At 62.3% G+C, this 18965-nt stretch carries 18 protein-coding genes; 11 read left to right on the top strand and 7 right to left on the bottom strand.

Translation table 11 applies throughout. The features are described from left to right. Nucleotides 1-4: 4 nt before the first annotated feature. The 8 genes from D109_RS0112460 to hemN all read left to right on the top strand — a co-directional run bounded on the left by D109_RS0112460 (nucleotide 5) and on the right by hemN (nucleotide 8554). Nucleotides 5-190, top strand: coding sequence for a CcoQ/FixQ family Cbb3-type cytochrome c oxidase assembly chaperone (locus D109_RS0112460; protein ID WP_008437575.1), 186 nt, complete (start codon nucleotides 5-7; stop codon nucleotides 188-190). After that, nucleotides 187-1164, top strand: a complete 978-nt coding sequence (gene ccoP, locus D109_RS0112455) for a cytochrome-c oxidase, cbb3-type subunit III (RefSeq protein ID WP_017477182.1) — start codon at nucleotides 187-189, stop codon at nucleotides 1162-1164. Before D109_RS0112460 ends, ccoP begins: the two co-directional genes overlap by 4 nt. Before the next feature lie 431 nt (nucleotides 1165-1595). Then, nucleotides 1596-3011 carry a cytochrome c oxidase accessory protein CcoG gene (gene ccoG, locus D109_RS0112450; RefSeq protein ID WP_017477181.1) on the top strand — a complete coding sequence of 472 codons (1416 nt, stop codon included), beginning with the start codon at nucleotides 1596-1598 and terminating at the stop codon, nucleotides 3009-3011. 14 nt (nucleotides 3012-3025) lie between these two features. Further along, complete coding sequence (locus D109_RS0112445; protein WP_017477180.1) at nucleotides 3026-3565, top strand: FixH family protein; 540 nt, start codon at nucleotides 3026-3028, stop codon at nucleotides 3563-3565. A gap of 135 nt (nucleotides 3566-3700) precedes the next feature. After that, nucleotides 3701-6151, top strand: a complete 2451-nt coding sequence (locus D109_RS0112440; protein WP_017477179.1) for a heavy metal translocating P-type ATPase — start codon at nucleotides 3701-3703, stop codon at nucleotides 6149-6151. Between the two features lie 22 nt (nucleotides 6152-6173). Next, nucleotides 6174-6392 (top strand): cbb3-type cytochrome oxidase assembly protein CcoS, encoded by a 219-nt coding sequence (gene ccoS / locus D109_RS0112435; protein ID WP_003219033.1) that lies wholly within the window; start codon nucleotides 6174-6176, stop codon nucleotides 6390-6392. Next, nucleotides 6385-7068, top strand: coding sequence for a sulfite exporter TauE/SafE family protein (locus tag D109_RS0112430; RefSeq protein WP_017477178.1), 684 nt, complete (start codon nucleotides 6385-6387; stop codon nucleotides 7066-7068). The genes ccoS and D109_RS0112430 overlap by 8 nt, the downstream gene beginning before the upstream one ends. Nucleotides 7069-7171: 103 nt before the next feature. Next, nucleotides 7172-8554: an oxygen-independent coproporphyrinogen III oxidase gene (gene hemN / locus D109_RS0112425; protein ID WP_017477177.1), complete on the top strand. Its 1383-nt coding sequence runs from the start codon at nucleotides 7172-7174 to the stop codon at nucleotides 8552-8554. A gap of 3 nt (nucleotides 8555-8557) precedes the next feature. Here the strand turns inward: hemN and D109_RS0112420 are convergent, their stop codons facing one another. Beyond that, nucleotides 8558-9046, bottom strand: coding sequence for a hypothetical protein (locus D109_RS0112420; protein WP_017477176.1), 489 nt, complete (start codon nucleotides 9044-9046; stop codon nucleotides 8558-8560). 153 nt (nucleotides 9047-9199) lie between these two features. Between D109_RS0112420 and fnr the strand changes: the two genes are divergently transcribed. Together fnr and D109_RS0112410 are read left to right on the top strand one after the other, a co-directional pair. Then, nucleotides 9200-9934, top strand: coding sequence for a fumarate/nitrate reduction transcriptional regulator Fnr (gene fnr / locus D109_RS0112415; RefSeq protein WP_003219044.1), 735 nt, complete (start codon nucleotides 9200-9202; stop codon nucleotides 9932-9934). Between the two features lie 80 nt (nucleotides 9935-10014). Beyond that, nucleotides 10015-10563 (top strand): adenine phosphoribosyltransferase, encoded by a 549-nt coding sequence (locus D109_RS0112410; RefSeq protein WP_017477175.1) that lies wholly within the window; start codon nucleotides 10015-10017, stop codon nucleotides 10561-10563. Between the two features lie 130 nt (nucleotides 10564-10693). Here D109_RS0112410 and D109_RS0112405 read toward each other — a convergent pair whose 3' ends face one another. The 5 genes from D109_RS0112405 to dnaX form a co-directional block, all read right to left on the bottom strand. Beyond that, the gene (locus tag D109_RS0112405; RefSeq protein ID WP_017477174.1) at nucleotides 10694-11842 is read right to left on the bottom strand and encodes an acyl-CoA dehydrogenase family protein; all 1149 of its coding nucleotides are present in this window, start codon (nucleotides 11840-11842) and stop codon (nucleotides 10694-10696) included. A 121-nt stretch (nucleotides 11843-11963) separates the two neighbouring features. Then, on the bottom strand, nucleotides 11964-12566 hold the full coding sequence (gene recR / locus D109_RS0112400) for a recombination mediator RecR (protein WP_003219049.1): 603 nt from the start codon (nucleotides 12564-12566) through the stop codon (nucleotides 11964-11966). Nucleotides 12567-12631: 65 nt separating this feature from the next. After that, nucleotides 12632-13666 (bottom strand): NADP-dependent oxidoreductase, encoded by a 1035-nt coding sequence (locus D109_RS0112395; protein ID WP_017477173.1) that lies wholly within the window; start codon nucleotides 13664-13666, stop codon nucleotides 12632-12634. 140 nt (nucleotides 13667-13806) lie between these two features. Then, nucleotides 13807-14145: a YbaB/EbfC family nucleoid-associated protein gene (locus D109_RS0112390; RefSeq protein ID WP_003193199.1), complete on the bottom strand. Its 339-nt coding sequence runs from the start codon at nucleotides 14143-14145 to the stop codon at nucleotides 13807-13809. A gap of 43 nt (nucleotides 14146-14188) precedes the next feature. Beyond that, entirely contained in the window at nucleotides 14189-16243 is a 2055-nt protein-coding gene (gene dnaX, locus D109_RS0112385; protein ID WP_026077919.1) for a DNA polymerase III subunit gamma/tau, read from the bottom strand. Nucleotides 16244-16376: 133 nt separating this feature from the next. Here dnaX and D109_RS0112380 point away from each other — a divergent pair, with 133 nt between their 5' ends. Next, on the top strand, nucleotides 16377-17126 hold the full coding sequence (locus D109_RS0112380; protein WP_017477171.1) for an ABC transporter substrate-binding protein: 750 nt from the start codon (nucleotides 16377-16379) through the stop codon (nucleotides 17124-17126). A gap of 137 nt (nucleotides 17127-17263) precedes the next feature. Here the strand turns inward: D109_RS0112380 and D109_RS0112375 are convergent, their stop codons facing one another. Beyond that, a complete protein-coding gene (locus D109_RS0112375) occupies nucleotides 17264-18955 on the bottom strand; it encodes a bifunctional diguanylate cyclase/phosphodiesterase (RefSeq protein WP_017477170.1) in 1692 nt (563 codons plus the stop codon). Between the last annotated feature and the right edge of the window lie 10 nt (nucleotides 18956-18965).

Here is an 18965-nt window from a genome sequence, read left to right as displayed (position 1 = left end):
CACTATGGATATCGGGATGATTCGAGGCCTGGGCACCGTTGTCGTGATGGTGGCCTTTATCGGCCTGGCGTTGTGGGTGTTCAGCCCCAAGCGCAAGTCGGAGTTTGAAGACGCGACGTTGCTGCCCTTCGCGGATGATCCCGAAGCCATCAAGCACGTCGTAGAAGCGTCTAGGAGTAACAAAGAATGACTACGTTCTGGAGTCTGTACGTCACAGTCCTCAGTCTGGGTACCATTTTCGCCCTGACCTGGCTGCTGCTGTCGACCCGCAAGGGCCAGCGCGCCGAGCAAACCGATGAAACCGTCGGCCACTCGTTCGACGGCATCGAGGAGTACGACAACCCGCTGCCGAAATGGTGGTTCATGCTGTTTGTCGGCACCATCATCTTCGCCCTCGGTTACCTGGCGCTGTACCCTGGCCTGGGCAACTGGAAAGGCCTGCTGCCGGGCTACAACTACCTCGACAACGACAAGCAAACCCCCTTCGCCAACGGCCAGACCGGCTGGACCGGCGTGCACGAATGGGAAAAGGAAATGGCCAAGTCGGACGCCAAGTTCGGGCCGATCTTCGCCAAGTTCGCCGCCATGCCGATTGAAGAAGTGGCCAAGGACCCGCAAGCCTTGAAGATGGGTGGCCGCCTGTTCGCCTCCAACTGCTCGGTGTGCCACGGTTCCGACGCCAAGGGGGCCTACGGCTTTCCCAACCTGACCGACGCCGACTGGCGCTGGGGCGGCGACCCGGCCACCATCAAGGAAACCATCATGAAAGGCCGCCACGCGGTGATGCCGGCCTGGGCCGAAGTCATTGGCGAGCAAGGCGTGGCCGATGTGGCCGGCTTTGTGGTGACCAATCTCGATGGCCGCAAACTGCCGGAAGGCGCGAAGGCAGACGTGGCCAACGGCGAGAAACTCTTCGCCGCCAACTGCGTGGCGTGCCACGGTCCCGCCGGTAAAGGTACCCCCGCCATGGGCGCACCTGACCTGACCCACCCGGGCGCGTTCATCTACGGCTCGAGCTTCGCGCAACTGCAGCAGACCATCCGTTATGGCCGTCAGGGCCAGATGCCTGCGCAGGAGCAATTGCAGGGCAATGACAAGGTGCATTTGCTGGCGGCGTATGTTTACAGCCTGTCCCATGGGGACAAGCCGGCGGACGCCGAGTAAGGCAAAACGGCCATAAAAACGGCTCTGTCAGCGGAAGCTGACAGAGCCGTTTTTGAAACCACCAAAGATCCAATGTGGGGGCGGGCTTGCTCGCGAATGCGGTGTATCAGTAACCAATAAGTTGACTGACACTGCGCATTCGCGAGCAAGCCCGCTCCCACATCAGACCTGCCTTGTTTTGAAGATCCGGGGCTCTTGGCTGACTGCATTGAGGACCTGCCCGCCCACCGCAACAGCAAAAACCGTCCATACTTCACAAGTCAATTGATCCAGATCACGTACACCATCAATTGATTTCCCCCAACGCGACCAAAGGTCGCACCCGTTGAAGGGTATCAGGGGCGTATCATTAGGCCACTGCAACACCCCTATTTTGACCCCGGCTGGCACGTACTGGCCGAGGCAAATCTCCACTGCCGTGGGATGCAATGATGAGCAACCAGATACCGGTACAGAACGTTACCCCGCCTGCCAAAAAATCAAGCAACACTGTCGATCTCTACGCGTCACGGGAGAAAATCTACACCCGCGCCTTCACCGGTTTGTTCCGCAATTTGCGGATGCTCGGGGGTGCCGGTTTGTTCCTCCTCTACTTCGGCACCGTGTGGCTGAACTGGGGTGGTCACCAGGCCGTGTGGTGGAACCTGCCGGAGCGTAAATTCTTCATTTTCGGTGCGACCTTCTGGCCCCAGGATTTCATCCTGCTGTCGGGCATCCTGATCGTGGCGGCGTTTGGCCTGTTCTTCATCACCGTGTATGCCGGCCGCGTCTGGTGCGGCTACACCTGCCCGCAAAGCGTGTGGACCTGGATCTTCATGTGGTGCGAAAAGGTCACCGAAGGCGACCGCAACCAGCGCATCAAGCTGGACAAGGCGCCGATGAGCGCCAACAAGTTCCTGAGAAAACTCAGCAAGCACAGCCTGTGGCTGATCATCGGGTTTGTCACCGGCATGACCTTCGTCGGCTACTTCTCGCCGATCAGGGAACTGGTATTCGACTTCTTCACCGGCCAGGCCGACGGCTGGTCGTATTTCTGGGTCGGCTTCTTCACCCTCGCCACCTACGGCAACGCCGGCTGGCTGCGGGAGCAAGTGTGCATCTACATGTGCCCGTATGCGCGCTTCCAGAGCGTGATGTTCGACAAGGACACGATGATCGTTTCCTACGACCCGCGCCGTGGTGAAGCCCGTGGCCCGCGCAAAAAAGGCATCGACTACAAGGCCGAGGGCCTGGGGGATTGCATCGATTGCACGATGTGCGTGCAGGTGTGCCCCACCGGCATCGACATCCGTGACGGCCTGCAGATCGAATGCATCGGCTGCGCGGCCTGCATCGACGCCTGCGACAACATCATGGACAAGATGGAATACCCCCGCGGCCTGATCAGCTACACCACCGAGCACAACCTGTCGGGGCAGAAAACCCATAAGCTGCGCCCGCGCCTGATCGGTTATGCCCTGGTGCTGCTGGCGATGATGGGCCTGTTGGCAGGCGCATTCTTCATGCGTTCGCTGGTGGGTTTCGACGTCAGCAAGGACCGTGTGCTGTACCGCGAAAACGCCGAAGGCCGGATCGAAAACGTCTACAGCCTGAAGATCATGAACAAGGACCAGCGCGACCACACTTATGTGCTGGATGCCGCAGGCCTGCCGGACCTGAAGCTGCAAGGCCGGCGCGAGGTCAAGGTGGCCGCCGGGGAAATCTTCAGCATGCCGGTGGAGTTGTCGAGCGCACCGGAGCAACTGCCGTCGAGCACCAACGAGGTGAAATTCATCCTCAAGGATGCCGATGACGACAGCGTTCACATTGAAGCCAAGAGCCGATTTATCGGCCCACAAGTCCGTTAATAGAGAGCCGAACAATGCCCGCAGCTACTGCCGCAAGCCCCTGGTACAAGCACCTCTGGCCCTGGATCATCATCGGGATCCTGACCTGTTCGGTGACATTGACCTTGTCCATGGTGACCATCGCGGTGAAGAACCCCGACAACCTGGTCAACGACAACTACTATGAGGCGGGCAAAGGCATCAACCGTTCCCTGGACCGCGAACTGCTGGCCCAGACCCTGCAACTGCGGGCCAAGGTGCACCTGGACGAGCTGACCGGCGAAGTCGAAGTGCACCTGACCGGCAACAGCGGGCCCGGCACCCTGGAACTGAACCTGATTTCGCCGACCCAGCCAGAGAAGGACCGCAAGATCATCCTGACCCGCAGCGACAGCGAACCTGGCCGCTACATCGGCCAAGTGACCGACAAGGTCGAAGGCCGCCGCTTCGTCGAACTGCTGGGGGTGGAAGGCGACAGGACCTGGCGTATGTTTGAAGAAGAACAGGTCAGCCATGACAAGGACTTGCTGCTGGGTGACGAGCCGCTGCAGGGTGCTGAAGACCTGAAAAAATAGAGCGGCACCTGTTTGATCGTTCCCGCGCTCTGCGTGGGCATGCATCCCGTGACGCTCCGCGTCACAAGAGCGGACGCGGAGCGTCCAGCGAAGCGTTCCCACGCAGAGCGTGGGAACGATCATCGGAACTGAGCCATGACCACCCCAATCCCCTGCTACCACTGCGCCCTGCCCGTGCCGCCCGGCAGCCGCTTCATTGCGGTGATCCTCGGCGAGCCCCGCGAGCTGTGTTGCCCGGGCTGTCAGGCGGTGGCCGAGGCGATTGTCGCCGGCGGCCTGGAAAGCTATTACCAGCACCGCAGCGAAGCCTCGGCCAACCCCGAGGCGCTGCCGGTGCAACTGGTGGACGAGCTGGCGCTGTATGACCGCGCGGATGTGCAAAAGCCTTTCGTCCGCCACGACGGCGGTCTGTCGGAAGCCACGCTGTTGATGGAAGGCATCAGCTGCGCCGCCTGCGGCTGGCTGATCGAAAAACACCTGCGCAGCCTGCCCGCGGTGGCCGAGGCGCGCTTGAACCTGTCCAACCACCGCCTGCACGTGCGCTGGGCCGATGGGCAATTGCCGTTGAGCCAACTGCTCGGCGAGTTGCGCCATATCGGCTACGCCGCCCACCCATACCAAGCCGATCGCGCCGCCGAACAGCTGGCCAGCGAAAACCGCCTGGCCTTGCGTCAATTGGGCGTGGCCGGGTTGCTGTGGTTCCAGGCGATGATGGCAACGATGGCCACCTGGCCGGAATTCAACATCGACCTGAGCCCGGAGCTGCATGTGATCCTGCGCTGGGTCGCGATGTTTCTTACAACGCCAATCGTGTTCTACAGCTGCGCACCCTTCTTCAAAGGTGCGATGCGCGACCTGCGCACCCGCCACCTGACCATGGATGTCTCGGTATCGCTGGCAATCGGCGGTGCGTACCTGGCCGGAATCTGGACCGCCATCACCGGCACCGGCGAGCTGTACTTCGATGCCGTCGGCATGTTTGCCCTGTTCCTGCTGGCCGGGCGCTACCTGGAGCGACGCGCCCGGGAACGCACGGCGGCGGCGACCGCACAGTTGGTCAATCTGTTGCCAGCTTCGTGCCTGCGCATGAGTGCCGATGGGCAAAGTGAGCGGATCCTGCTCAGCGAACTGGCCTTGGGGGATCGGGTGCTGGTGCATCCGGGTGCGGTGCTGCCGGCAGATGGCATCATCCTCGACGGCCAGTCGAGCATCGACGAATCCCTGCTGACCGGCGAGTACCTGCCGCAACCGCGACAGGTCGGCGATGCGGTGACCGCCGGCACCCTCAACGTCGAAGGCGCGCTGACCGTCGAAGTCCGCGCCCTGGGCCACGACACGCGCCTGTCGGCCATCGTACGCCTGCTGGAACGGGCCCAGGCAGAGAAACCCCGGCTGGCGGAAATCGCCGACCGCGCCGCCCAATGGTTCCTGTTGTGCTCGCTGATCGCGGCTGCGGTGATCGGCCTTGTATGGTGGGAGCTGGATTCTTCACGGGCCTTCTGGATTGTCCTGGCGATGCTGGTTGCAACCTGCCCTTGCGCCCTGTCCCTGGCGACGCCAACCGCCCTGACGGCGGCCACCGGCACCCTGCACAAGCTCGGCCTGCTGCTGACCCGGGGCCACGTGCTGGAAGGCCTGAACCAGATCGACACGGTGATTTTCGACAAGACCGGCACCCTCACCGAAGGTCGCTTGGCCTTGCGTGCCATCCGCCCGTTGAGCGTGCTGGGCAGCGACGAGTGCCTGAGCCTTGCCGCCGCGCTGGAGCAACGCTCGGAACACCCGATTGCCCGCGCATTCGGCCGCGCTCCCCTGGCGGCGGATGAAGTGCTCAGCACCCCGGGACTGGGCCTGGAAGGACGCGTTGGTAACCGCCAGTTGCGCATTGGCCAGCCGGGTTTTGTCTGTGAACTGAGCGGCTGCGCCCTCCCCGCCCCACCGCAGGAAGCCGGCCAATGGCTGCTGTTGGGGGATGTCGAGGGCGCCCTGGCCTGGTTTGTCCTGGATGATCGCCTGCGCAGCGACGCCCCCGCCTTGCTCGCCGCCTGCAAGGCACGCGGCTGGCGCACCTTGCTGCTGTCGGGCGACAGCTCGCCAATGGTCGCCAGCGTCGCCCTTGAGCTGGGCATCGACGAAGCACACGGCGGCCTGCGCCCCGACGACAAGCTGCAAATGCTGCAGCAGTTGCACAAGGAAGGCCGCAAGGTGCTGATGCTCGGTGACGGCGTCAACGACGTGCCGGTGCTGGCCGCCGCCGATATCAGCGTGGCCATGGGCTCGGCCACCGACCTGGCCAAGACCAGTGCCGACGCGGTGCTGTTGTCGAACCGCCTCGACGCCCTGGTACAAGCCTTTACCCTGGCCCGGCGCACTCGCCGAGTAATCATTGAAAACCTGCTGTGGGCCGGGCTGTACAATGGCCTGATGTTGCCGTTTGCCGCCCTCGGCTGGATCACCCCCATCTGGGCAGCGATCGGCATGTCCCTCAGTTCGTTGACCGTGGTGCTCAACGCCCTGCGCCTGACTCGCCTGCCGAGCACGCCAGCCGCGAGCGCCGCCCCCGTAACCCGTCCGCTGCCGGCTTGAGCCGCGCGGGCATGGAGTGCAGATGCCAGCTCTTTACGTGATGATCCCGGCGGCGCTGTTGATCGTGGCCATCGCCATTTACATCTTCTTCTGGGCGGTGGACAGCGGCCAGTATGACGACCTCGATGGCCCGGCCCACAGTGTGCTGTTCGACGACCAGGACCCGAATCACCTGGCCGCCGTCGACGAAGCCAACGGCCCTGAGCAACCGCCCAAGCCCAAAGACCCGCCCCATGCTTGAACTGGCGCCCCTGCTGGTCTCGGCGGTGATCCTCGGCCTGCTGGGCGGCGGCCATTGCCTGGGCATGTGCGGCGGCCTGATGGGCGCGCTGACCCTGGCGATTCCCAAGGAGCAACGCAGTCGGCGCTTTCGCCTGCTGTTGGCCTATAACCTGGGACGCATCCTCAGCTACGCCACCGCCGGCCTGTTGATCGGCTTGGCCGGCTGGGCCGTGGCCAACAGCCCGGCGGCGATGTTCATGCGCATCCTCGCCGGGCTGTTGCTGATTTGCATGGGTCTGTACCTGGCCGGCTGGTGGAGCGGCCTGACCCGTATCGAAAGCCTCGGTCGCGGCCTGTGGCGGCATATCCAGCCGATCGCCAACCGTTTGCTGCCGGTGTCCAGCCTGCCCCGGGCGTTACTGCTGGGTGCGCTCTGGGGCTGGCTGCCGTGCGGGTTGGTCTACAGCACCCTGCTGTGGGCGGCCAGCCAGGGCAATGCGCTGGACAGTGCAGTGCTGATGCTCGCCTTCGGCCTCGGCACCTGGCCGGTGCTGCTGGCCACGGGGTTAGCCGCTGATCGAGTAACAGCGTTGTTACGTAAACGTAGCGTGCGGATGACGGGAGGCCTGTTGGTCATCCTGTTCGGCGTCTGGACCTTGCCCGGGCCGCACCAGCACTGGCTAATGGGCCATTAAAAGGCCATGTGGCATAGCGCCGCTCCCCGTTGATGCAAATCAAGATGGCCTCTGCACCCAGCCCCTAGACTCGGCCCACTAGCCAATCCGGGGGAACGCCCGCATGCTCGACGCCATTCGTTGGGACACTGATCTGATTCACCGCTACGACCTGGCGGGGCCGCGCTACACCTCGTACCCCACCGCCGTACAATTCGACAGCCAGGTCGGCACCTTCGACCTGCTCCACGCCCTGCGTGACAGTCGCAAGGCCACACGGCCATTGTCGCTGTATGTGCATGTGCCGTTCTGCGCGAATATTTGTTACTACTGCGCCTGCAACAAGGTCATCACCAAGGACCGTGGACGGGCCCACGCCTATCTGCAACGCCTGGAGCAGGAAATCCAGCTGGTGGCCTGCCACCTCGACCCCAAGCAGCCAGTGGAGCAACTGCACTTTGGCGGCGGCACCCCGACCTTTCTCAGCCACGACGAACTGCGTCAGCTCATGGGCCGGCTGCGCCAGCACTTCAACCTGCTGGACGATGACTCCGGCGACTACGGGATTGAAATCGACCCGCGGGAAGCCGACTGGGCGACCATGGGCCTACTGCGTGAGCTGGGGTTCAACCGCGTCAGTATTGGCGTGCAGGACCTGGACCCCGAAGTGCAGCGTGCGGTGAACCGCCTGCAAAGCCTGGAAGAAACCCGCGCAGTGATCGATGCAGCGCGCACCCTGCAGTTTCGTTCGATCAATATCGACCTGATCTACGGCCTGCCCAAGCAGACACCGCTGAATTTTGCGCGCACGGTGGAGGAAGTGATCAGCCTGCAACCGGACCGCCTCTCGGTGTTCAACTACGCACACCTGCCGGAACGTTTCATGCCCCAACGGCGGATCAACACCGCAGACCTGCCGACCCCGGCGGAAAAGCTGCTGATGCTGCAAACCACCATCGAACAATTGACCCAGGCCGGCTACCGCTACATCGGCATGGACCACTTTGCCCTACCGGACGACGAACTGGCCGTTGCTCAGGAGGAAGGCAGGCTGCAACGCAACTTCCAGGGCTACACCACCCACGGGCATTGCGATTTGATCGGGCTTGGGGTGTCGGCAATCAGCCAGATTGGCGACCTGTACTGCCAGAACAGCAGCGACCTGAACCACTACCAGAACGCCCTGGCCGGCGCGCAACTGGCCACCAGTCGTGGGCTGTTGTGCACCACGGATGATCGGTTACGACGGGAAGTGATTCAGCAGTTGATCTGCAAGTTCAGCCTGGCATTCGAGAAGATCGAACAGGCCTTCAACATTGATTTTCGTGGCTATTTCGACGAGCTGTGGCCACAACTGGAGGCAATGGCCGAGGACGGGCTGATCGAACTCGACCCACAAGGCATCCGCGTATTGCCGGCTGGACGCCTGCTGGTGCGCTCGGTGTGCATGGTGTTCGATGCCTACCTCGAACACCAGAACCGGCAGCGCTTCTCCAGGGTCATCTGAGTGTTACTTCGCCATCAGGCTCATCGCTTCCATCTGAGCCTGAGGCGGCTCGTCTTTCAGGACTTTGGACAATTGCGTCTGGGCCGTCATCAAGCCGGACTGGATGGTCGCCACGTCGCCCTGCAAACCGGCCACCTTGGCCTGGCGCGCCTCGGGGCTCAGGGAGGTGTCAGCCATGGCCGCAGAGAGTTCGGCCATCTTCTCGGCCAGCTGCTTTCTCAATTCGCGGATCATCTTCAACAGCTGCTTGGCGCTGTCACTCAGGCTGCTTTCATCAATATCGCTATTGGAGGATTTCGCTGCCGAGGCCATGCCCATCCCCGCACCGGAAATGACCACCTTCACGCCCTCAGTGACCGTAGGCTCGGCAGCCTTGGTTTCCAGAGCCGGCGCCTTGGCAGCGGCTTCTTTTTCCTTGGCTGCATCAGCAGCCTTCCAAACGGCCACTGCGGCCACGTTGATAAGCGGGTTTTGGACAGTGCTGACTGACATGATCTGAGCTCCAGCTCATAGAGAGACATCTATGTATCGACGCCGATACATAAACCTTTATATCGCTGCTGCTTTTTTGTACACGCTGGCCTGATCGTCCCCCAGTGCGGTACCCTTACGTCTTATGTGTGTTTTCCCACAAGGATTTAAGAAATGTCCGAGCCAGTTAAACTGCGCGCTCATAGCCAGGCTCATTGCAAGGATTGCAGCCTGGCCCCCCTCTGCCTGCCACTTTCGTTGAATCTGGAAGACATGGAAGCGCTGGACGAGATCGTTAAACGCGGTCGCCCGCTGAAAAAAGGCGAGTTCCTGTTTCGCCAGGGCGACAAGTTTGACTCCGTTTATGCAGTACGTTCTGGCGCGTTGAAAACCTTCAGCCTGAGCGATGGCGGTGAAGAGCAGATCACCGGCTTCCACCTGCCCAGCGAACTGGTGGGACTGTCGGGCATGGACACTGAGATTCATCCGGTATCGGCCCAGGCCCTGGAAACCACGTCAGTCTGTGAAATTCCGTTCGAGCGTCTGGATGAACTGGCCCTGCAGCTACCGCAATTGCGTCGCCAGTTGATGCGCGTGATGAGCCGGGAAATCCGCGACGACCAGCAAATGATGCTGCTCTTGTCGAAGAAAACCGCCGACGAGCGGATCGCTACCTTCCTGGTCAACCTCTCCGCGCGTTTCCGTGCGCGGGGTTTCTCGGCCAATCAGTTCCGCCTGAGCATGTCGCGCAACGAAATCGGCAACTACCTGGGCCTGGCGGTGGAAACCGTGTCCCGGGTATTCACCCGCTTCCAGCAGAACGAGCTGATTGCCGCTGAAGGCAAGGAAGTGCATATCCTCGACCCGATCCAGCTCTGCGCCCTCGCTGGCGGTTCGCTCGACGGTTGATCCAGACGCTTGCGGCCGCGCCAATCGGCTGGGCCGCAGGTATACTTCGAGTCCGTTTTCCTCCCCAGGACTCCTCGACGATGGTCTTCGATTCGTTCGACATCAAATCCCTGATTCGCCCAGTCATCGACTTCCCCAAGCCTGGGGTGATCTTTCGCGATATCACGCCGCTGTTTCAGTCGCCCAAGGCTTTGCGCCTGGTGGCCGATACCTTCGTACACCGCTACGTCGAAGCCGAGTTCACCCACATTGGCGCGATGGATGCCCGGGGCTTTTTGATCGGTTCGATCATTGCCTATCAGTTGAACAAACCGCTGATCCTGTTCCGCAAGCAAGGCAAATTGCCGGCTGACGTGCTGGCCGAGGGTTACCAGACCGAGTACGGCGAGGCTTTCCTGGAAGTGCACGCCGACAGTCTGTGTGAAGGTGATTCGGTGCTGATGTTCGATGACTTGATTGCCACCGGTGGCACGCTGATCGCGGCAGCCAACCTGGCCCGGCGCATGGGCGCACGGATTTTCGAAGCGGCGGCGATCATCGATCTGCCGGAGCTGGGTGGTTCCCAGCGCCTGGAAGACATGGGTATTCCTACCTTCTGCCTGACGCAGTTTGCACTGACAGACCAATAACCCGGGATTCGTATGGCGAGGGAGCTTGCTCCCGCTGGAGTGCGCAGCGCTCCCAAAGATCTTGGGGCCGCTACGCAGCCCAGCGGGAGCAAGCTCCCTCGCCACAACTCCCTCTTCACAAAAGCCCTTTCTACAAGCCCATCTGCTTGCTGATGATTTCGTTCATCACTTCCCGAGTCCCGCCACCGATGGACAGGATGCGGTTGTCGCGATACAGCCGCTCCACCAGGTTGCCGCGCATGTACCCCTGGCCGCCGAGAATCTGCACGGCATCGTAGGTCACGCGGTCGGCGGTATCGGTGGCGAGGTTCTTGGCCATGGAAATCTCCTTGATTACACTCTTGCCCGCGGCCATCTTGGCGGCCTGGCGGTAGGTGAACTCCCGAGAGACTTCCACCGCCGTGGCCATTTCCGCCAAGCGATGCTTGAGCACCTGGAACTTGCCGATGGGTTTGCCGAACGCTTCTCGCTGGGTGGCCCATTTCAGGCTCTCTTCCAGGGCCATTTGCGCCGTCATGTTGGCCATCAAGGCCAGGGCCAGCCGCTCGTTCTGGAAGTTGCCCATGATGCAGGCGAAGCCCATGTTCTCGACGCCGATCAGATTGCCTGCCGGTACGCGGCAATCGTCGAAGAACAGTTCGGCAGTGTCCGACGCCCACCAGCCCATTTTCTTCAGCGGTGTACCGGTGGTGAAACCAGGCGTGCCCTTTTCGATCAACAACAGGCTGATACCGGCAAAGCCCGGCCCACCGGTGCGTACCGCGACGGTGTAGACGTCGGCGCGCTGGCCGCTGGTGATAAAGGTTTTGCTGCCGCTGACCCGGTAATGGTCGCCGTCACGCACCGCGCGGGTTTGCAGGTTGGCGACATCAGAGCCGCCACCGGGCTCGGTGACGGCCAGGGCGGCGATCTTCTCGCCGCACAACACCTGTGGCGCGACACGATCGCGCACTTCAGGCCGGGCCCATTTGACGATGGGTGGCAAGCCGATATCCAGTGAGCCCAACCCCGCCACCACACCGCCGGAGCCGCAGCGCATCAGTTCTTCGCTGGCCGCGACCTTGGCGAACAGGTCACCTTCATGACTGCCGCCAAGGGCTTCGGGGTAACCGATTCCCAGGATCCCCGCCGCACCGGCCTTGAGGTACAACTCCCGGGGGAAGCTCTCGGCCTCCTCCCACTGCTCGATGCCCGGCAACATCTCGCGCTCGACGAAACGGCGCACGCTGTCGCGGACCAATTGGTGGCTGGGGTCGAAGTATTCCTGATAGGCAGACATCGGCAAGCTCCACGGGAAGGTGGAGCGAACTTACCAAGCGCTTGCTTGGTTATCAACTCATGAACACCACAAAACGAATGTGGGAGCGGGCTTGCTCGCTCCCACATTTTGTCCTGCGGTGTTACAGAGCGATCGGCTTACGCCCGGCAAACGAGTGCGCCAAGGTCCCGCCGTCCACCAGTTCCAACTCGCCACCCAACGGCACACCGTGGGCGATGCGCGAGGTGATCAGGCCTTTGTTGGTCAGCAACTGCGCGATGTAATGGGCCGTCGCCTCGCCTTCCACCGTAGGGTTGGTGGCCAGGATCACCTCGACGAAGGTGCCCTGCTCCTCGATCCGCGTCACCAGTTGCGGAATACCGATAGCCTCCGGCCCCAGGCCGTCCAGCGGCGACAGATGGCCCTTGAGCACAAAGTAGCGCCCGCGGTAACCGGTCTGCTCCACCGCGTACACGTCCATCGGCCCTTCCACTACGCACAGCAGCGTGTCGTCGCGACGCGGGTCGGCGCATTGCGGGCAGAGTTCTTCCTCGGTCAGGGTGCGGCACTGGCGGCAGTGGCCTACCCCTTCCATGGCCTGGCTCAGAGCCTGGGCCAGTCGGGAGCCGCCGCTGCGATCACGCTCCAGCAGTTGCAGCGCCATGCGCTGGGCGGTTTTCTGGCCCACGCCCGGCAAAGTGCGCAGCGCGTCGATCAGTTGACGAATCAGGGGGCTGAAGCTCATGGGGAAAGGTCCGACAAAACAACGAGACGCGGTTTATACCCGCGCCCCGGATTAGCGTCAAATGCTCAATCTTGCGCGACCCGCACCACCAACTTGCCGAAGTTGCGCCCCTCCAGCAAACCGATAAAGGCTTCAGGCGCCTGCTCCAGGCCCTCCACCACGTCCTCGCGGAACTTGATCTTGCCATCCCGCACCCACGGCGCCATGGCGCTGAGGAATTCCGGCTGACGGTCGCCGTAGTCGTCGAACACGATAAAGCCCTGGATGCGCACGCGCTTGGTCAACAGGGTGCGTTGCAGCGCCGGCAGACGGTCGGGGCCGCTGGGGGCTTCGTGGGCGTTGTAGCCGGCGATCAGGCCGCACAAGGGAATGCGCGCCTTGGCGTTCAGCAACGGCACGACCGCATCGAATACCTTGCCGCCGACGTTTTCAAAATAGATGTCGATACCCTTGGGGCAAGCCTGAGCCAGCTCCTCGGCAAAGTTGTCGCTCTTGTGATCGACACAGGCATCAAAGCCCAGCTCGTCCACCACATAGCGGCACTTCTCGGCACCACCCGCCACACCGACCACCCGCAGGCCCTTGATCTTTGCCACCTGGCCGACCACCGAGCCCACCGCGCCGGACGCGGCCGCCACTACCAGGGTTTCCCCGGACTTGGGTTGGCCGATATCCGTAAGTCCCATGTAAGCGGTCATGCCGGGCATACCCAGCACGCCCAGCGCCATGGACGGACTGGCGAGGCCCTTGGGCACCGGCACCAGGTTGCGGCCATCGGAGATGCTGTGGCTCTGCCAGCCGGTGGAACCGACCACCAAGTCACCCACTTCGAACTTGGGGTTGCGGGACTGTTCGATACGGCTGACAGCGCCACCGGTCATCACCTCGTCGATTTCCACCGGTGCGGCGTAGGACGGCGCATCACTCATGCGCCCGCGCATGTAGGGATCCAGCGAAAGGTAAAGGGTTTTCAGCAGGACCTGGCCGTCGGCCAGTTCCGGCAGCGCGACGCGCTCCAGGCGAAAGTTTTCCGGCACCGGTGCGCCGTGGGGGCGTGAGACCAGCACGATGCGCTGGTTGAGGGTCAATGCTTCGGTCATCAGCGAGGCTCCTTCTATCGGTGATTGAATTCAACGGTATAGGGTGCAGACAGCATTCAAGCGTTATGCGTTCGATCAGCTTACGCCACAAAAAAAATGCCAGGCACAAGGCCTGGCATTTTCGGTGTTGCGCTTGCCGATCAGAACGGCAGCTTCATACCCGGTGGCAGTTGCATGCCAGCGGTCACGCCGGACATTTTGTCCTGGCTGTTGGCCTCGATCTTGCGCACGGCGTCGTTGACGGCTGCGGCAAACAGCGCTTCGAGCATTTCCAGGTCGTCTTCGCCCACACCTGGCAATACGCTTGGGTCGATGCTCACGCGCTTGATGTCGTGACGACCGGTCATCACCACACTGACCATATCGCCACCGGCTTTACCGGTGACTTCGGCGTTGGCCAGTTCTTCCTGCATCTTGGCCATTTTTTCCTGCATCTGCTGTGCCTGCTTCATCAGGCCGGCCATGCCACCTTTCATCATGGGAATCACCTCAAAAGTACGTGGATCAATGATTGGCCCCGGCTTATGACGCCTGAACCGGGGCTTCTACAGGTTCAATAGTATCGTGCCGCACCACCGCGCCAAACTGCTCCATCATCTGCTGGATGAGCGGATCACCGTGGATCGACGCTTCCGCCTCGCGCTGGCGGTTGACCCGGCGGCGGGACGCCGCCTGGGCCGGGGTTTCCTGCTCGGGCTTGATCAGCTCGATGCTGATAGTCAGTGTGCGCCCGTGGAACTGGTTCAGGGCATCGTTGAGCCGGCGTTGCTGGGTCGCGTTGAACAGGGCGCTGTGGGCCGGGTCCAGGTGCAACAACCAATGGTCGCCATCCACGGCAATCAGTGTGCAGTTGGCGGCGATGCTGCCGGTCATGCCGGAGATCGGCAGTTTCGGGAACAGCTCCAGCCATTGCAATGCCAGGCCGGTGGCCGGCATCGCGGCAGGTTCGGGTTCCGGCTCCGGGGCAGGCTCGGCGGTGTGTTCGCTGGCCAGGTCGTCCAGGTAGCTGTAGGCCGAATCCATGTCCGGCTCGATGTAGTCTTCGTCCAGCGGCGGCTCGTCGTCGAGGTCGGTGCCCGGGGTGGCGGCGTCCACTTGCGCGACGGTCGGCTCCGGCACCGGGGCCGAAACCCACTCGGGGGCGTCCGGCACTACGCTGTCCGGGGTCGGCGCGGGCATGGGTGTCAGTTCAGGCTGCTCACTGGTGGTTTCCAGCACCGGCTCGACGGCAGGCTGCAGCTCGACCTCGGCTTCTACCGGGTCGTTCCACGGCAGGTCGACTTCAGGCACGGGCGCAGGCTCGACCACCGGCTCAGGCACGACCACAGGCGCCATCGGCTCAGCGACAACCGGGGCTGGCGCGGGAGCAACAGCCGCAGGCGGCGCAACCACTGGCGCGACAACAGCCGGGCCAGCCACTGGTTTGGCGGAATCAACTGTGGCCTGGCTGATCCCCACTGGCTTTAGCGGCTGTCTCGGGGCATCCGCCGTGTCGGCGGGCCTGAAGGCCAGCATTCGCAGCAGGACCATTTCGAAGCCGCCGCGCGGGTCGGGTGCCAGCGGCAAGTCACGCCGGCCAATCAGGCCCATCTGATAGTAGAACTGCACGTCTTCGGCCGGCAACGCCTGGGCCAGGGCCAACACGCGGTCGCGGTCGCCGTGGCCGTTGTCGACACCTTCAGGCAGGGCCTGGGCGATGGCGACGCGGTGCAGCACATTAAGGATTTCCGAAAGCACGCCATTCCAGTCCGGGCCTTGCTCGGACAGATGGCGCACGGCCTCGAGCAACGCCTTGGCGTCGCCTTCGATCAGCGCGTGCAGCACATCGAACACTTGGCCGTGGTCGAGAGTGCCGAGCATCGCCCGTACGTCGGCGGCCATGACCTTGCCTTCACCAAAGGCGATGGCCTGGTCGGTGAGGCTCATGGCGTCGCGCATCGAGCCGTCGGCGGCGCGACCCAGCAACCACAGCGCGTCGTCTTCGAAGGGTACGTTCTCGACGCCCAGCACGTGGGTCAAATGCTCGACCACGCGCTCCGGAGTCATGTTTTTCAGGGAGAACTGCAGGCACCGCGACAGAATCGTTGCAGGAAGTTTCTGCGGGTCGGTGGTGGCCAGGATGAATTTGACGTAGGGCGGCGGCTCTTCCAGGGTTTTCAACAGGGCGTTGAAGGAGTGGCTGGACAGCATGTGCACTTCGTCGATCAGGTAGACCTTGAAGCGGCCACGGCTGGGCGCGTACTGCACGTTGTCGAGCAGCTCGCGGGTGTCTTCGACCTTGGTGCGGCTCGCGGCGTCGATCTCGATCAGGTCGACAAAGCGCCCCTCGTCGATTTCCCGGCACACCGAGCAGGTACCGCACGGCGTCGAGGTGATGCCGGTTTCACAGTTCAGGCACTTGGCGATGATGCGGGCAATGGTGGTCTTGCCCACACCGCGGGTACCGGTGAACAGGTAGGCGTGGTGCAGCCGTTGGCTGTCCAAGGCATTGATCAGAGCCTTGAGCACATGGGTCTGGCCGACCATTTCGCGGAACGAGCGCGGACGCCATTTACGTGCAAGAACCTGATAACTCATCGAAAACCGTCGCAACTGGGAAGCGGAAGCGGGTAATGCTAGCGGAGCAAGGGGGAAATTGCATCCGGCATGCTCGTCTAATCTGACTAAGCTGGTCTAACCAAGCCTGTAAAAGGCTGAACCCGGAGAGTTTATGCGCGCAGTCCTGGGCACCTTGTGGATGATTGCCACGGTCAGCCTGGCGGCACCCGCACCTCTGCGTTTCTCCATTTCCGAAAGCTGGACCATGCCCATGGTGCAACTCGACCAGGGCCAGCCGACCCAAGGGATTTTGTATGACCTGATGTTGAGCCTGGCCACCCAGGTCGGCCGCCCTGCAAAATTCCATGTGCTGCCCCGTGCGCGCATCGATACCGCCATGGAACGCGGGGATGTGGATGTGCGCTGCTACGTCACGCCGGCGTGGCTGAACAACCTGTCCGGTGATTTCACCTGGAGCATTCCACTGCTGGTGCAACGCAATGTGCTGGTCACCGCGCACGTGCCGCCGCTGTCAGTGGCGCTGGACAGCCTTGCCCCGCAACATATCGGCACGGTACTCGGCTATAGCTACCCGACCCTGGAGGCACGCTTCGCCAGCGGCCAGTTCAGCCGCGAAGACAGCCGCAGTGAAGAGCAAGTGCTGCAAAAGCTGGTGGCCGGACGCTTCAAGTATGCGGTGATCAACGAATGGATCCTCGACCGCTTCAACCAGCAATTACCGCCCACAGAGCGCCTGCATACGGTGGCCGTGATCGAGGAGCAAAGCCTGGGGTGCTATGTGCGTAACGACCCGCAGGTGCCGGGGCAGCAGATCCTGCGCACGTTGCTGCGGATGAAAATGTCTGGGGAGATTGACGAAATCATCCAGCTGTATATCGGGAACAGCGCACCCTCCCCTTAAGATCACCTGATTTACCTTGTGGCGAAGGAGCTTGCTCCCGCTGGGCTGCGTAGCGGCCCCAAGATCTTTGGGAGCGCTGCGCACTCCAGCGGGAGCAAGCTCCCTCGCCACAACAAGCTCCCTCGCCACAGTAAACATCACTCGAGCTTTTGCCACTGCGGCGGCGGTGCAAATCCCTCGACCCAACCCGGTACGTCTTCCGCCGGCATCGGCCGGGCGATGAAATAGCCCTGGGCCACTTCGCAGCCCATGCGCATCAACAACTGGCCATGCTCCAGGGTTTCCAGGCCTTCGGCAATCACTTCGCGGCCAAACGCACGGGCCAGGCCGATCACCGCCTTGGTCAACGCCAGGTCGTCCTTGTCGTGCAGGATGTCGCGCACAAACGACTTGTCGATCTTGATGGTCTGGGTCGGCAGGCGCTTGAGGTAACTCAGGGAGGAATAGCCCGTGCCAAAGTCATCCAGGGAGAACTGCACGCCCAGGGCCTGGCACGCTTCCAGGTGCTGGGTGACGCGCTGGATATTGTCGATGGCCACCGACTCGGCGATTTCCAGGTCCAGCCGGTGCGGCTCCACCCCGGGCGATTGCTCCAGCAACTCTTGCAGCCGCTCGACAAAATCCTCCCGCTGGAAATGCCGTGCCGCGATATTCACGCTCACCGACCACCCGTGCCCATGGGCCTGCCAGTGATGCATTTGCGCCAACACCTGGGCGATCACCCATTCGCCAATGTCGACAATCAGGTCGGTCTGCTCGATCAGCGGCAGGAAATCCCCCGGCGCCACCAACCCGCGCTCGGGGTGCTGCCAGCGCAACAACGCCTCGAACCCCACCACCGTGCCGCAGCGCAGATTGACCTTGGGTTGGTAATGCAGGCACAACTGGCCCGCCGCCAACGCCTGGCGAATCTGCTGCACGGTCTGGTGGCTGGCCTTGACCTCCTGCTCCAGGGACACATCAAACAACTGGTAACGGTTGCGCCCGCTCTGCTTGGCCACGTACATCGCCTGGTCGGCATGGCGCAGCAGGGTGTCGGCGTCCTCGTCATCCAGGGGAAACAGCGTGACGCCGATGCTGGCGAACACGTTCAGCTCGGCCCCCTGGATTGAGTACGGCTCGGAGATCGCCTTGAGAATGCGCAGCAAGGCGGCGTTCAGCTCGTCGATGTCACGCACGTAACGCAGGATCAGGACAAATTCGTCACCCGCCAGCCGGGCGACCACGTCCTCGCCGCGAATGATCTCCCGCAAGCGCGTGGCCACTTCCACCAACAACAAATCACCGCAGGCATGCCCGTAGCCATCGTTGACCGCCTTGAAACCGTCCAGGTCGAGCATGCACAGCGCCAGCGGGATGTCTTCGCTGCGGGAGAATTCCAGGGACTGGTTCAGCAACTCGGACAGATAGGCACGGTTCGGCAAGCCGGTCAGCACGTCGTGGCCGACCCGCCATTGCAGGGTGTGCAACAACTGACGCTTTTCGCTGACATCAAAGCGGATCGACACGTACTTCTGCACCCGCCCCGTCTTCTCATCAATCAGCGGCACCATGGTGCTGTCTACCCAATACAGGGTTCCGTCCTTGGCCCGGTTGCAGATTTCCCCACGCCACACCCGGCCTTCGCTGATGGCTTGCCACATGCCCTGGAAGAACCCCGCAGGGTGCAGTCCCGAGCTAAGAATGCGGTGGTTTTGCCCCAGCAACTCGTCACGCCCGTAGCCGGACATGCCGCAGAACTGGTCATTGACGTAAGTGATGCGGCCCGCCAGGTCTGTCTCGGAGAAAATGGCGGCTGCATCCACGGCCCTGCGGTATTTCTCGTCCATGAGTCAGGCT

Origin of the sequence: Pseudomonas sp. PAMC 26793 (assembly GCF_000313235.1) — a bacterium.
GTDB lineage: Bacteria > Pseudomonadota > Gammaproteobacteria > Pseudomonadales > Pseudomonadaceae > Aquipseudomonas > Aquipseudomonas yamanorum.
The sequence above is the reverse complement of the archived record's forward strand: the minus strand, read 5'-3'. Positions and strand labels throughout refer to the sequence as shown.